Raw genomic sequence first — 14,936 nt, 5'->3', positions numbered from 1 at the left:
ACATTTTCAAGACATCGTGAGTCGCCCCTATCAAGGATATTATTTGCCTCGCAGTTCTCTGCTGGAATCTCCAGCTCCCACCGCAAAACCCGGTGACCCCAAAAGCTTCTTCCACGTCAAACAACTCGTCAGCCAAGCAGGACTGATCCGCCGCCGCCCCGGACACTACTTGGGCATCAGCATCGTCCTGACCACACTGCTAGCCGGCACCATCACCGGCATGGTACTGCTGGGCGAGAGCTGGTTCCAACTGCTCATGGCCGCCGCCCTGGGACTGTTGCTCACCCAATTCGCCTTCCTGGCCCACGAAGCAGCACACCGCCAAATCCTGGCCTCCGGCAAAACCAACGACAAACTCGGCCGCTTCCTGGCCAATATCGTGGTCGGCATCAGCTACCAGTGGTGGATGAACAAGCACAACAAACACCACGCCACCCCCAACACCATCGGCAAGGACCCGGACATCGAATGGGACACCATCTCATTCCAGCCCGCCGATGCCCAACGCCAACGTGGCCTGCTCAAATGGATCACCCAGCGGCAAGGCTACCTCTTCTTCCCGCTGCTGACCCTCGAAGGGCTGAACCTGCACGCCCAGTCGATCAAGCACCTGTTCCTCGGGGACCGCGTCAAGCACCGCCGCCGCGAGATCATCTCGATCTTCACCCGCATTGCCTTGTACCTGGGCGCGGTCTTCCTCTTCCTCCCGGTCGGCATGGCCTTCGCCTTCCTCGGCGTGCAGCTGGCGGTCTTCGGCGTCTACATGGGAGCCTCCTTCGCCCCCAACCACAAGGGCATGCCAATGGTCCCCGCCGACGCCCGCATCGACTTCTTCTCCCGTCAGGTACTCACCGGACGCAACGTGATGGCCCGCACCGACTTCGGCAACAGGGTGCTCTCCCACGTCTACGGCGGCCTGAACTACCAGGTGGAACACCACCTGTTCCCTTCGATGCCACGCGCCAACCTGGCCGGGGTATCGAACATTGTGCGTGCCTACTGCGCCGAGCACCAGATCCCCTACACCGTGGCCAGCGTGCGCGAATCCTACGCCCAGGTCATCACCTACCTGAACAAGGTCGGCCTCTCGGCCCGCGACCCGTTCGACTGCCCAATGGTCTCCGGCTACCGGCTTCCATAAGCAGACTGCCGCCCTCAGGTGAAACGTTGAATATAGTCCTACGCATGATGTTCATCTCGGACTATAAGCATGTGGGTGGAAAGCAATCACGCTAGGCGTGGTATAGTTATTAATGGATTCAATGCGACTAAATAAAAAAAGTAGTATTGCTTCCCCTTGGATTTTTAATAAGCGCCTCCTCGGAAGAGACTTCCATGAGAGCGAATCGCGTCACTTGAAATATTCGTCCCGGCTTATCGTGTCGGGCATTCGGTTGGAAACTGTGTTTCTATAGGACCTCTTCTACCGCTAACACATGCATCTGCATTGATATTTCTTTACGTCCGGACTCAAAATCGATGTCCAGAACGTAGAGGCTAATCTGGCTTGATGAAGAATCATTCGATGCATCACAGACTTACTTCGTGCCGCTTCGGCGGCACATGCTCAAACCATCGTTTACTCGCTGGTTAAGATTTAGGAATACACATGGCTACTGGCACTGTAAAATGGTTCAACTCCGAAAAGGGCTTCGGCTTCATCGCTCCTTCAGACGGATCCGCAGACGTTTTCGCACACTACAGTGCGATCCAGAGTTTCGGCTTCAAGAACCTTGAAGAAGGCCAAACCGTTGAATACAAGCTTGAAGCTGGCCCTAAGGGTCCTCAGGCTACCGAGATTCAGGTGCGCTAAGCACGCCTAGTAATTCTATGAAGAGTGGCGGGATGGGCTGTGAGCCCATCCCGCCATCTTTATATGGTTGATTCTTTCAGGCTCTTCCTTCCATGAAGCTACGTGCCACGCCATCAAGATTTAGGGCGTGTAGTGTCTTCAATTCTCACAAATCTCGAACTCGCAGGTACCCTTCGGGTTGCTAAGATCTGTGGCTTGCCGGTAAGAAATCCCAGCTAGGTGTTGTCGGCTTCTGATCCCTTCCCATGCAGCAAGTCGTAGAACAGGAACCACTCCCTGGGCTCAACGGACCTTCGGGAGTGACCGACGGAGAATCGACCGTTTCCCCGCGATATTGAGCCGCCCGCTCCAAGGTAGCATCGACAAGCCCCGACACAAATATCGGGTCAACCCCAACAGTCGCGGCCCGCACATAATCAAGTCCAAGATCTTTGGCAGTCTGTGCTGCCTCGGTATCAAGATCGTATTTTACTTCCATATGATCGGATACGAATCCTAACGGAACAACGACCACACCTTCCACCCCTGAGCTAGCGAGCTCCTCAAGTCGATCATTGATATCAGGCTCCAACCACGGAGTCCGCGGCGAACCAGAACGAGAACAAAAAACAAGCTCAGCATTCAACGGTTGCTTTTCTCCCAGTTCTTGATTGATCCATTCGATCAGCTGCAGATGCTGCTCCCGATACCCAACAGTCTGGCGCTCCGAGGCTTCTTGCATTGCTAGAGGGATCGAATGGGTGACATAGAGCAAGCTGTGCTTCTGCGGATCCAGGACTCCGACTTTCTGGATCAAGTCTGTGAGCCCGCGATGCACGCAATCCAATTCCGCATAAGCAAAGCCCGGATGGTTATAGTATTGGCGGATCTTCTCGAAAGATACCTCGATACCTTCTTGAGCTAGCACATTTTGGGTGTGGGCGAAATCTTCGCGATACTGGCGGCACGAGGAGTAGCAAGAATATGCGGAAGTGTCGATAGCAAGGAATCGCGACCCTCGCGTCCTTTTGGCGAAGTCGCGCACGGTGTCTGTGAGATAAGGATCCCAGTTGCGGTTGCCCCACAATACTGGCGTCGTGATTCCACGTTGTTCGAACTCTTGACGTAGGGCTTCTAGTAGCTGGCGGTTCTGGTCGTTGATGGGGGACTTTCCGCCGAACCCGTAATAGTGTTCACCTACTTCGACTAGTCGCTCATCGGGGATGCCTCGTCCCGCAGTGACATTCTGGAGAAACGGAAGAACATCTTTATCTTTCTCCGGTCCGCCGAAGGACATGAGGATGACTGCGTCGAAGGGTGCTAGGTTGTTGCTTTCCATGCCTGAATTTTACGTACTGTAGAAAAGACTGTGCCATTCGTTCAGGATATCTCCAGCTTTGCTCAGCTCGTCGCTTCATTCTTGAAGATGGTCTGAGAGAATAACTAAAGTCGTGCCATATCTAGTACCACTAGGAGGCGGTATGGCAATTACCACTGGTTGGGTCCCTTTGAGCAGTCCAGCAACTATGCGATAGCTAACTGATTCTCTCTAACCCATTCATCCCAAAAACGGGACGGCGTCGACCCATCCAAGGAGCCATGGGGACGTTCCTGATTGTAAATGTCCTTCCATTCATCAGCCAAATACCTCGCCTCCGCAATGATGCCCATGATTTCTCCGGAGAGTTGTTCACGTCGGAACTGCGCATTAAACGACTCAATAAAACCGTTCTGCCAAGGCGAACCCGGATCAATGAACGCAGTAGAAACTCCAACAGTGTTGCACCAGTTCACCAACGCACCGGCAGCGAATTCAGGCCCGTTATCACACCGCACGAATGTTGGTTGGGTTCCTGTCTCGGCAATGATCCCTTCCAAAACTGCCACCACGTCCTCAGCCTTGAAAGACCGCCGCGGAATAATCGCCAACGCTGTTCTCGTGTACTCATCAATGACATTGAAAAAGCGGACGTGACGTCCGCAGGAGGTGACATCCGACTGAAAGTCGAAACTGAGCACATGCATTGGATACGTTGCGGTCAGTCGCTTCTGCTCCCCGGCTCCAGGGCCGGTACGGCGCTTCTTTCGACGCTTGGGCTTACAGACCAAGCCTTCCTCGCGCCACAACCGTCGGACACGCTTGCTGTTCAAGACTGTGCCTGCCCATCGTTCAGTGCTCAATAGGTGCCAGCGGGCCTTGCGCCAGCCCCAGACCGGATACTCGGACGCGACGGCGCGCAAATCGGCTCTCAGCTGCGCTTCGTCGAAGCTCATCGGTGATTTCTTCTTACGCAGCGCAGAACGGTTCTGGCCCAGAACTTGGCATGCGAAACGTTCGGATGCCCCAAATTTTTCCATCGCCGTCCGTACGGCACGACGGCGTGGTTCAGGGTTTAGAATTTTCCCTTAGCAACCTCGGTCAAGATGTCGTTGGCGAGCATCTGATCGGCGAGCAGCTTCTTCAGGCGGGCGTTTTCCTTTTCCAGCTCCTTGGTACGTTTGCTGGCTTCAGCGTTCTTCTCGGACCCGTACTGGTTGAGCCAGCGGTACCAGGTCGCTTCAGTGATCTGAAGTTCCTTGATGACCTCGATCATCGGGTGGCCTTCATTGAGCATCTTCTGTCCTTGACGGACTTTAGCGATGACCTGGTCTGGTGTGTGTCTGCGTGCCATTGTTTCTGTGATTCCTCCTGTGTCCATTGTCGGACACGAATACTCACAAAGTCACTGGACTACTTTCCCGGGACCCAACCAGTGCATTGGGTGGAAGCTGAAGAGCTTCGCAGGGAGCTCGAAGACATGATTGGTGACGAATACCGGATAATTCTCACTCGCTCATACCGATGAATCCTCCAATTGCCGGACCGTGAAGCACTGGCACATGGAATCAGCTTTGAGGATAGCCAATCTGTGGCATTCCAACTCGTGTTTCCATTGCCACTCTCTTTGTGAAGGCTGCTTCACACCCGCATTGCCGCGGTGATATTTAGCGCGGCCACTAGGTCCTTGCTGTGCGGATGTTCCGCATTGGTCAAGAATTCGTTGAGTGGGCGCTGCTCTACTAGCTCACCCTCATAGAACACGGCCACATCATCACTGACATAACGGATCACGTCCATGTCATGGGAAATGACTACAAGGCTCAGACCCATGCGCTCGCGTAGATCCAGCAACAGATCAAGGATGTGGCGCTGCGCCACCGAGTCCAACGCCGAGGTTGATTCATCACAGATCAATACCTGTGGATCGGTCAGAAGCGCCCGGGCAATAGCTAACCTTTGTAGCTGTCCACCTGAGCATTGGCCCGGATACCGGTCCAATAATTCATCGGGTAATCCAACCTGAACCATCGCTTGTGCCATGCGCTCCCGGGCCTGATCTGCAGGTAGCCGGTGTACTGCGGCGCTCATGCTGGTACGGATAGAAAGCCGCGGATCAAATGAAGAGAACGGCTCCTGCGCAATAATCTGTACTCGCGTTGCCGTAGCACCCTCGTGCTTATCGATGATCTGTCCGGTAGTTGGTTGCTCCAGTCCAGCAAGGAGTCTGGCAAAGGTGCTCTTGCCAGAGCCGGAACGTCCCACAACGCCCAATACCTGCCCGCCATGGAGGCAAAGGGTAGTGGGCTTCAACGCTGCTTCACCCTTGGCTCGGCGCCAATAATTCTTGCTCGCTTCCACTGCTTCGAGCAGGCAGCCGGAATTCTCGGACCGTGGTTCACGAACTGCAGGCAGGCTGGCCTCAACTAATTCACGGGTTTTTGCGTGACGGTCTTTGGAGAAGATCTGTGCGGTGGGGCACTGGTCAACAATCTGACCGTCACTGACCACCACTACGCGGTCAGCAATATGCTGGACGCTGGCGATGTCGTGGGTAATAAAAAGAACACCAACGCCACGTTCTTGCTGCTTGCGGCGCAGTAGCTGCAAGACTTCAGCCTTGAGAATTGAATCCAGAGAAGACGTCGGCTCATCAGCCAGAATGAATTCTGGATCCGCGGCCAAAGCAAGGGCCAACATGGCACGTTGAGCCATCCCGCCAGAAAGTTGATTCGGGCGCTGGCCAGCAATCTGCGCGGCAGGGGACAATCCAACTTCTTCTAACAGAGCTAGGACCTCAGCCGCATGCTTTCGGGCCTTGCCCCAACCATGGGCACCCATGGCCTCAAGCAAGTGCGCGCGGATGGTCATCCGAGGATTCATGACGCGCTTAGGCTGTTGGAACAGCATGCTGATACGGTGCCCACGCACCTGGTTCATGGCTTTATCGCTGAGCTGATCTAGCCGCTGGCCATCGAGCAGGATCTGACCCTCGGCCTGCAACTGTTCTGGGAGAAGTCCCATGATCGCTTTGGTGAGCAGCGTCTTGCCTGAACCGGAGCGCCCCACCACGGCCACCAGTTCTCCGGAGCGCAGTGCGCCACGAGCCTTGGACAGCAACATTTTCTGTCCCGAGCTGACCGATAGATCAATGAATTCAAGTTCTTCAGCCATGGGCTTCCGCCTTGGTTTTGATGTACAGAACGTCGTTTCCGCCCAGCACGTGGGTGATGCGGTTGCCCAGCAAGGTGACGCAGAAGCTGACTAAGAAAATGGCAGCTCCAGGGACAAGTAAGCCCCAGGGGGAGCGGATGGCATGTGGTTGGGCTTCGGCCAGCATGGATCCCCAGTCGGACTGCGGTGGTTGTACGCCAATGCCCAGGTAGGACAGCGAACCGAGCAAAACAAGGAGCAAACCAAAACGTAATGCGGCCTGGGCTAGCACCGGTCCAGCAACGAAGGGCAAGACGTGGTGGCGCAGGATGAACCAGCGTGAAGCGCCCACATGTTTGGAGGCTTCCACATGGTGCGTGGACAAGGCTTGGGCAGCAATGGAACGCACCAACCTTGCGGTGGGGGTCCACGCCACCACGCCAACGGAGAGCACCATGGTGAAGAAGCCAGGACCCATGACCGCAATAATCAACAGGGCGATGACGATTTCGGGCAGCGCGAGCAGCAGGTCATTGATGCGCAGGAAGATCTCGTCCAGCCATCCGCCACGCAGTGCGCTGAGCAATCCCAGCACCGTGCCGACCAACAGTGAAAACAGCGTGGTGATCAGTGCTACGGACAGGGAGAACTGTCCGCCATGCAGCACCCGGCTCAAGGTATCGCGGCCCAGGGCGTCGGTGCCCAAGAGGTGCGCTGCACTTGGGCCCTGCAACCTATCTGCTAGCGACTGAACGTCAGGGTCATAGGGGGAAATCAAGGGAGCTGTGATGGTCAAAAGAATTATCACTAGCAAGATGAACGCTGGAACGGAAAGAAGAATCTTTGAAGCAGTGCTCTTAGCCATGTCGAACTCCAATCCTCACGGTGGGATCACTGAGCTTGTGAATCAAATCAATAATTCCGGTGACCAGAACGGCGCAGGTCACCACGACCACTACGCCACCTTGGGCCACGGGAATATCGGAATCAACGATTGAATCAAAGATCAATCGCCCCATTCCGGGGATGGCAAAGATGACTTCAACAATGACTGAGCCACCTAGCAGTCCAGCAAACCAGACACCCACCATGGTCCACATTGGCAATAATCCGTGGGGAACTACGTGGCGGGTCAATGCCTGAGTGCGGCTTAGACCGCGGGCGCGAGCTGCGAGTACATGTTCAGAATCCAAGGCTTGGAGCACGCCTGAGCGCACCGCAACAGTGAAGAAGCTGATAGGCCGCAACGCCAAAATGAATACTGGAAGCACCAGCGATGCAGGGGAGTCGTAGCCTGCTGAAGGAAGCAGTGACCAGCGCACCGCGAAGAGTAAGACCAGTAGTGGTGCCAGCGCGTATTCGGGAATGGCGATTAGTGCGTGGGTCACTGAAGTGATGAGTTTATCGGTCCACTTCCCGGCATGAGTAGCTGAAATGACACCCAAGAAAATAGAAACAAGTATCGCCACCAGCAGTGCGCTGCCGGCCAGCGATAGGGTGACGCCAATGGCCGGGAGGACTTGGTCAGCTACTGGGGTTCCACTGATATGAGAGAGCCCCATATCTCCGGTGAAGAACCGTCCAAGCCATCGCCCGAACTGCACCAGCATCGGGTCGTGAAGTCCAAACTGCTCTGCATAGGCCTGCACTGTAGCCTCATCTGCTTCGCCGAAGTCCATTCGCGCGCGCAACAAGGCACGCACCGGATCCCCTGGGGAAACGAAGGGGACAAGAAACACCGCAAAGGATGAAAGCAGAACGGCTGCGCCGAGTCCTACAACTCGGCGCAGCACGGCAGTTAGTGGGGACACGTTACTTGGTTTTCGCCAGATCCTTGGTCAGTACGTAGCGGGTCAGTGGATCCTGGACGTAGCCCTGAACCTTGGAGCCCACACCGTCGATGGCCTGCTCATTGACCAGCCACACGTTGGCGGCATCCTTAGCCAAGATATCTCCGGCCTTGCGGTAGATGTCGTGGCGCTTAGTTTCGTCCTTCTCACCCATTGCCTGGCTGATCAGTTTGTCGTAGTCCTTGTTGCAGTAGTGGCTCAGGTTGTAGCCACCTTCGCAGGTGTAGTCCGCCTGCAGGAAACCGATCGGGTCAGCAATATCAATCATGCGGTTGCGCTGGCTGAGGATCATGTCGTACTTGCCGGCCAAAACATCTGGCTCTACAGCACCGTAGGACTTGGTCACCACATTGGCCTTCAAACCAATCTGCTTGAACTGCTCCTGGATGATGGCACCTACACCAGCAAATTCAGCACGTTCGGTGATCGCAATGATCTCCAAAGGCTTCTCTTGCTTGTAGCCGGAGGCTTCTACCAATTTCTTGGCTTCGTCGATGTTCACTGCAGGTACGGCCAGATCTGGGTTGGCCCATGGTTCACTCGGAGCAAAGGGTCCGGTGGCAGGCTGTGCTGCACCTTCATAGATGCTGGCTGCCATGGCTGGCAGATCCAGAGCCATGGTGGCGGCCTTGCGCAGCTCCACTTTGTTGAATGGTGCGCGCGAGTTGTTTAGGTACAGGGTCGAGGTGCGAGGAGAGTCGTCCTTGAGCACGCTGATCTTCTCGTCGGCTTCCAAGGTAGCCAGGCTGGTGGCCGGGATGGACATGGAGATGTCCGCTTCACCGGTCTGTACCTGGGTGGAGCGGGTGGCGCCGTCGGTGATGTAGCGGATTTCTCCGCCGGCCAGTTTCACCTCACCATCCCAGTAATTCTTGTTGCGGTCCAAGGTCAAGGACTGTCCGGCCTTCTCTGAAACCGGAGCGAAAGGCCCGGTGCAGTGATTCATCGGATCAATGCCCTTGTCGGTGTACGCAGCACCCGAGAGCACGCCGGCATTCACGCTGGCCATGCGATACGGCAAGAGCGGATCAGCTGCCGGGGTGGTGACGCGTACGGTATCAGCGTCGAGGGCTTCTACCTTCTTGATGGTCTTAGGGTTCACTGCACGTGCTGGTGCGGTGGCATCAAGAACATGGTTCAGTGAATTAGCAACAGCCTTGGCGTTGAAGTCGGTGCCGTCCTGGAACTTTACGTTCTTGCGCAGGTCGAATTCCCATGCGGTATCCGAGGTCTGCTTCCAAGAAGTGGCGAGCATTGGCTCTACCTTCTTCTCGGTCTGGTCATACTTGGTCAGGGTTTCCAAGCAACCGGCGATTGAGAGCACATAAGCGTCATCGCTTTCCAAAGCCCAGTTGGAAATTGGGGCACGGAAGTTCGCTACAACTACGCGGGCTTCGGCATCCGCTGCTGCATCCGGAGCGGGGGTGGCGGTGGAACTGCAGGCAGTTAGTGCGAGGGCTACCGCTGCAAAACTTGCAGCTACGCTCAATCGTCCAAGGTTCATGGAAATCCTTCGGCAATACGTGATGAATTGGCATCCAATGTCTTAGAGCCTTGGTAAGCGTACCCTAATTCCTTGATTTCTCATGAAGCAATAAAAGGCCATGAAAACCCCTTTAGAACTTCGGGATTCTGGACTGCGATAGAACGCTAGCTGAGTAGTAGAAAGTTGGTGTCAACCGTGGAAGTTCTGAGGACATTTTGCGTTATGTGTCGCAGTTCACGCACTGCGTGTGCGTAGCATGCGGTCACGAACCAACCGAGAAGCAAGCCACGAAGCCAGCAACAGCGGAATGATCATGACTAGCCAAGGGATAAAGGACAACTCGGCTGCGCCTGCGGTGTGTGAGAGTAACCAGCCAAAGAGCATGTTGCCTAGAAGTACTGCTAGGCCGCCGCAGGTGGAGAGTAATCCGAAGTAGGAGCCGGTAGCGTTGAGCCCGGCAAATTTTGGAACAAGACTGAGCGCGGTGGGATGAACACTCATATGACCCAGGGTCATCAGGGTGACTGCGCAAAGAATTCGCACCAAGCTGGTTTCCTCACCAAAGGCTGATGAAGGGATGAAGGCCAAAACACTAAACCCCAAGGCGCTGAGAATATAGCCCATGCGCAACGTTGCAGCTGGGCCGATTCTTGCAGCAAGCCACGATAAGGGAATCTGCAGGCTCAGGGTCAAAATGGAGATCCACGCAAAGATCAGCCCCAACCACTGGGTAGGCATGTCTTGGCGTTCAAGTTCCAAAGGAATAGCTAGATACAGCTGGTTGTAGGCCAATAGGTCCGCGGCATGCAGCGAACAGAAGGCCAAGAACTGGCGGTCGCGCAGACATTCTCGGAAGCTACTGCGAGGCTTCGATGCTTTAGTTCCTGCACCGGTAGCAGCCGACAGTGCGCCCGCCGTATCAGCCTTGCCAAGGGTCAGTGCCAAGAAGATTCCAATGGCCACAAAGAATACTGCGCCGAAACCTGCCACGGTAGAAAATCCCCAGCCCCACAAGGCCGAGCCCACCAAAGGTCCGGTGACGGCACCAATTTCACCAGTGATGCTCAGCCACGCAAAGAGCGTAGCCCGCCGCACGTGCTGGACTTGTCCTTGATCCCGTGCGCTTTGGGCAGCCGCCACCAAGATGTTTAGTCCCGGGGAGAATAGTGCCCCACCAAATCCGGTGAGCAGTGTGCCAAGAATGAACAGTCCCAAGTGTGGAGTACTAGGCCATAGGGATGCGGCCAAAGTGAGGAAACCTGCGGCACGTACCGCGCAGCCGATCAGAATCATGGTGCGGGCGCCGAAGCGATCCGCCAGAGTGCCACCAGCTAAGAACAGTCCTTGCTGGGCAAAAGTTCTGATTCCTAAGATCAGACCCACCGCGGTAGATGCCAACAGGAAATCATTGGTGAGGACTACCGCAAGGAAGGGAACTACGGCGTAAAAGCCGATATTAAACAGCGTCTGGGTTCCCAGGAGCACGGGAATTTCTAAGCGTTGCGAGCGAGTTTTCATGGGCCTCTGGGACGCGGTGATGATGACCTGTCTGATCTTAGCTAAAGGATTGTTAAGCCCAGGGTTTTGTAGAGGCTCTTTAACTTGTTTTTCTAAGCAGCCGCAAGGTCCGTCAGGGACAGTTCGGTCCACTGTTGATGGACCTGAGCCGGCGATCTATACCCGAGAGCCGAATGCAGCCGCTGGGAGTTGTACCAGCCAACCCACCTAGACGTCTCAGCCATGACCTCGACCTGTCCAGACCACTGCTTCCGGTCGATCAGCTTCGCCTTATAGACCGAATTCAGCGCTTCGGCCATGGCATTATCGTAGGAATCGCCCCTGGAACCCACCGAAGCAACGACCTTAGACTCGGCCAAGGCCTGCCCGTACCTAATAGACCGGAATTGCACGCCGCGGTCGCTGTGATGCACAAGGCCGGTCACGTCCTCACCATCCCGATACTTCCTTGCCAGTGCCATCATCAAAGCGTCTCTGGCCAATGACTCCCGCATATGGTTGGTGACTTGCCATCCCACGATTTCGCGGGTGAACACATCAAGGATAAACATGGCATAGACCCACCCGGCCTGGGTCGGAACATAGGTAATGTCAGCCACCCACAGCCGATTGGGGACTGCCGCGGTGAACTGGCGGTCCACCAGATCCACCGGGCATGACTCTGGATCAGCGGAGCGAGTTCTCGGTTTCCTCCGTTTGCGGCGGATCCCGTCAATACCAGCGATTTTCATTAATCGTTCCACGGTGTACCGAGCAATGGGCCCGAACTGATCGGCATGCTTGATGTTCATTGCATGCCACATTTTCCGTACTCCGTAGCAGGAATAGTTCTCCTCGTATACGTCACGAAGTTTGGGAAGTAATTGATCGTCCCGCACGCTGCGGGCTGAGGGCTGTCGTTTCTTGAAGGCATAGTACGAGCTCACGGCGATCTGCGCGCGGGTTCCTTGCAACGCGCGGATGATCGGCTCGACCCCGAGCTCGTCTTTGTGCTGATCGACGAAATCAACAATTATTTTGAGGGGCGGTCGAGCTCCGCCGCGAAGAAAGTCGCTGCTTTCTTCAGGATTTCGTTGGCTCGTTTGGTCTCGGCCAGTTCGGCCCGCAGTCGCTTATTCTCGGCTTCCAAGTCGATGGACTGCGCTGGTGTTGTTGCGCCGCTGTTCTTGTGGTTGCGTACCCAGGTGCGCAGCGTTTCGCTGCTCAACCCTAGTTCTTTGGCGACGCGTCGGATTGCGCCGTTCGCGGTGCTGGGGTCGGCCTGCGCGTGGATCACTAGGTCAACGGCGCGGGTCTTGAGTTCGTCGGTGTATTTGATCGGCAAGAGAGAAGTGTTCCTTTTCCAATTTCCTTGCCTCTAGTAAACCCGGTGCGATTCAACAACGCATAGAACCCGGATTAGCCCCAGACGTTTCTACAGGAGAGAAGTAATGAGCTCAATGAGCCGTCGAACAGCCTTAAGCACCACCGCGCTTATTTCAGGTGCCGCCGCTTCCTCACTGATTGGGTGTGCACCTGAATCGCAGAGCACGCGGCCCACACCGGTGGAACAACCCACCACCAGTGCTGCGGGCGAAAGCTCCAAGACATTGTTGGTCTACTTTTCTAGGGCTGGCGAGAATTACTTTAATGGTGGACGGCGCGTGCTGCAGACGGGTAACACCAAGGTTGTAGCTGGCATGATCAGCGAACTGGTTGAATGCGACGTCTATGGAATCCAAGCTGCCGAAGCCTACTCCGATTCTTATGATGAGACGGTGGAGCGCAACAGGCTGGAACAACGAGAGGACGTACGACCGGCCTTAGCCGGCACGTTGCCAGATATCAGCAAATACGACACGGTGATCTTAGGGTCTCCGGTGTGGAATGTCGCAGCCCCAATGATCATCTCTACATTCCTAGAGAAAGTAGATCTTGCAGGGAAAACGGTGTTGCCCTTTGTCACCTACGCGGTCAGTGGCCTTGCCGGTATTGATGAAGACTACCGAGCCAAGCTGCCCTCCGCCCACGTCATGGTCGGGCTTGCGGTGCGTGGGGAAGAAGTTGAGCAAGCGTCAGCCGAGCTGACGAGCTGGTTACGTCAACATCATCTGATTAAGTAGTCAACAGCCGCTGCCCTCAAATCATGGCAGCGGCTTTAGTGCATCAAGCTGTTGAGTCTGAAATTTCTAGCTCTGCACTTAGGCGGGATCGATGTGCCTTGGCAGCATCATCTAAGTCATCTTGGCTGTTTTTATCGGCTGGCCGCCGTCGTACTGTTCGCTGGCCATGAACATTTGCCGATAGTTGCACTGCGGGACTGTCGAAGACGTGCCGGACGTGAAAGTGTGGAATGCAAGCGGCATCGCTGAACCAAGCCAGTAGCTCTGCCGCAACCAACACACCTGCTACATGATCAGGAGCAACTAATGAGCACCTACACAGTGACCAACCCAGCCACCGGAGAGGTGGAAGCAGAATTCCCCACCGCAACCGACGAACAGATCCAGCAGGCGATGACCACTGCTCATCAGGCTTACCGCGGCTGGTCGACTTCTTCCTTGGATGAGCGTGTAACGCTACTCAATCGTGTTGCAGACATCTATGAATCGCGTGCTGATGAACTGGCAGCGATCATCACCCGCGAAATGGGTAAGCCGATCAAGCAGTCACTCGGTGAAATCAGCATTGTGGTGGCGATCTACCGCTACTACGCCAAGAACGGTCCCAAGTTCCTAGAAGACGAAGAGCTGGAAATCGCTTCGGGCGGTCGAGCCCTGGTACGCAAGGAATCCGTGGGTGTGCTGCTGGGTATCATGCCGTGGAACTTCCCTTACTACCAGGTGGCCCGCTTTGCCGCTCCAAACCTGATGAACGGCAACACGGTTCTGCTCAAGCACGCACCGCAGTGCCCTGAATCGGCTGCCGCCATGGAAGAGATCTTCCGCGAGGCTGGTGCCCCAGAAGGTGCCTACGTGAATATCTATGCCACCAATGATCAGGTTGCTGACATCATTGCTGACCGCCGGGTCCAGGGTGTTTCGCTGACCGGTTCCGAGCGTGCAGGTTCGGCCGTGGCCGAGATTGCCGGACGCAACCTGAAGAAGGTTGTACTGGAGCTGGGCGGCTCTGATCCATTCTTAGTCTTTGACGATGCTGATATCGCTCGCACCGCCAAGCTAGGACTGCGCGCACGTTATGGCAATACCGGTCAGGCCTGCAACGCGGCCAAGCGATTCATCGTGGATTCCTCAGTGTATGAAGACTTCTCTTCTGCACTGGTTGAGCAGGTTGCCGGCATCAAGGTCGGAGACCCAACGGTGGAAGAGAACTTCGTGGGCCCACTTTCCTCGGTGGCAGCTCGCGACGGATTAGCTGAGCAGGTACAGGATGCCATCGACAAGGGAGCAACGGTACTGACCGGCGGCAAGCCAATTGATGGTCCGGGCGCTTTCTATGAACCAACGGTATTAGCTGGTGTCACCGAGAAAATGCGTGCCTTCTCCGAAGAGCTCTTTGGCCCAGTCGCCGTCCTGTACAAGGTTGACGGCGAGGAACAAGCCGTAGAACTGGCAAATAATTCGGACTACGGATTGGGAGCCTCCATACATACGCAGGACGCCGAGCGCGCACAACGTATTGCCACCCAGCTGAGCAGTGGCATGGTGGCCATCAATGAACCATCCTCCACCTCACCTGAACTGCCATTTGGTGGCGTGAAGCGTTCTGGCATCGGCCGTGAACTGGGCAAGTTTGGCATGGATGAATTTATCAACCGCAAGCTGGTGAAGATCGCCGGCCGCTAAACTCAGCGTCAATAAGCAATGGCCCGGTCTACAG

The 14,936-nt window shown here is 55.6% G+C and carries 13 protein-coding genes and 1 other annotated feature; of the genes, 4 read left to right on the top strand and 9 right to left on the bottom strand.

Annotation, left to right across the window (positions count from 1 at the left end; genetic code table 11):
* The first annotated feature begins 43 nt into the window (after positions 1-43).
* Entirely contained in the window at positions 44-1,141 is a 1,098-nt protein-coding gene (locus AC1Z3F_RS12215; RefSeq protein ID WP_483565854.1) for a fatty acid desaturase family protein, read from the top strand.
* 468 nt (positions 1,142-1,609) lie between these two features.
* Positions 1,610-1,813, top strand: a complete 204-nt coding sequence (locus AC1Z3F_RS12210) for a cold-shock protein (RefSeq protein WP_131089371.1) — start codon at positions 1,610-1,612, stop codon at positions 1,811-1,813.
* A 181-nt stretch (positions 1,814-1,994) separates the two neighbouring features.
* On the opposite strand, the gene AC1Z3F_RS12205 is transcribed toward AC1Z3F_RS12210, so the two are convergent.
* The 9 genes from AC1Z3F_RS12205 to AC1Z3F_RS12165 all read right to left on the bottom strand — a co-directional run bounded on the left by AC1Z3F_RS12205 (position 1,995) and on the right by AC1Z3F_RS12165 (position 12,441).
* Positions 1,995-3,131 carry a ferrochelatase gene (locus AC1Z3F_RS12205; protein WP_483565853.1) on the bottom strand — a complete coding sequence of 379 codons (1,137 nt, stop codon included), beginning with the start codon at positions 3,129-3,131 and terminating at the stop codon, positions 1,995-1,997.
* 185 nt (positions 3,132-3,316) lie between these two features.
* Positions 3,317-4,464, bottom strand: a protein-coding gene (locus AC1Z3F_RS12200; RefSeq protein ID WP_483565852.1) for an IS3 family transposase whose coding sequence is annotated in 2 segments (ribosomal slippage) — positions 3,317-4,191 and positions 4,191-4,464 — 1,149 coding nt in all. Because the reading frame shifts where the segments join, the coding sequence is not laid out codon by codon here.
* Positions 4,465-4,751: 287 nt separating this feature from the next.
* The gene (locus AC1Z3F_RS12195) at positions 4,752-6,284 is read right to left on the bottom strand and encodes an ABC transporter ATP-binding protein (RefSeq protein WP_483565851.1); all 1,533 of its coding nucleotides are present in this window, start codon (positions 6,282-6,284) and stop codon (positions 4,752-4,754) included.
* Positions 6,277-7,128 carry an ABC transporter permease gene (locus AC1Z3F_RS12190; RefSeq protein ID WP_483565850.1) on the bottom strand — a complete coding sequence of 284 codons (852 nt, stop codon included), beginning with the start codon at positions 7,126-7,128 and terminating at the stop codon, positions 6,277-6,279. Before AC1Z3F_RS12190 ends, AC1Z3F_RS12195 begins: the two co-directional genes overlap by 8 nt.
* Entirely contained in the window at positions 7,121-8,074 is a 954-nt protein-coding gene (locus AC1Z3F_RS12185; RefSeq protein ID WP_131089366.1) for an ABC transporter permease, read from the bottom strand. The genes AC1Z3F_RS12190 and AC1Z3F_RS12185 overlap by 8 nt, the downstream gene beginning before the upstream one ends.
* A gap of 1 nt (position 8,075) precedes the next feature.
* A complete protein-coding gene (locus tag AC1Z3F_RS12180) occupies positions 8,076-9,617 on the bottom strand; it encodes an ABC transporter substrate-binding protein (RefSeq protein ID WP_483565849.1) in 1,542 nt (513 codons plus the stop codon).
* 216 nt (positions 9,618-9,833) lie between these two features.
* Positions 9,834-11,117, bottom strand: coding sequence for an MFS transporter (locus AC1Z3F_RS12175; protein ID WP_483565848.1), 1,284 nt, complete (start codon positions 11,115-11,117; stop codon positions 9,834-9,836).
* A gap of 92 nt (positions 11,118-11,209) precedes the next feature.
* Positions 11,210-12,130 (bottom strand): IS3 family transposase, encoded by a 921-nt coding sequence (locus AC1Z3F_RS12170; protein ID WP_483566960.1) that lies wholly within the window; start codon positions 12,128-12,130, stop codon positions 11,210-11,212.
* Positions 12,041-12,172, bottom strand: a sequence feature (AL1L pseudoknot). It overlaps the preceding gene by 90 nt.
* Positions 12,130-12,441, bottom strand: a complete 312-nt coding sequence (locus tag AC1Z3F_RS12165) for a transposase (RefSeq protein ID WP_418908600.1) — start codon at positions 12,439-12,441, stop codon at positions 12,130-12,132. Its footprint overlaps the feature before it by 43 nt. Before AC1Z3F_RS12165 ends, AC1Z3F_RS12170 begins: the two co-directional genes overlap by 1 nt.
* Before the next feature lie 106 nt (positions 12,442-12,547).
* Here AC1Z3F_RS12165 and AC1Z3F_RS12160 point away from each other — a divergent pair, with 106 nt between their 5' ends.
* Positions 12,548-13,219 (top strand): flavodoxin, encoded by a 672-nt coding sequence (locus tag AC1Z3F_RS12160; protein WP_483565847.1) that lies wholly within the window; start codon positions 12,548-12,550, stop codon positions 13,217-13,219.
* 306 nt (positions 13,220-13,525) lie between these two features.
* Complete coding sequence (locus tag AC1Z3F_RS12155; protein ID WP_483565846.1) at positions 13,526-14,902, top strand: NAD-dependent succinate-semialdehyde dehydrogenase; 1,377 nt, start codon at positions 13,526-13,528, stop codon at positions 14,900-14,902.
* Positions 14,903-14,936 lie beyond the last annotated feature (34 nt).

It is taken from the genome of Glutamicibacter sp. MOO4, assembly GCF_056934395.1.
The sequence above is the reverse complement of the archived record's forward strand: the minus strand, read 5'-3'. Positions and strand labels throughout refer to the sequence as shown.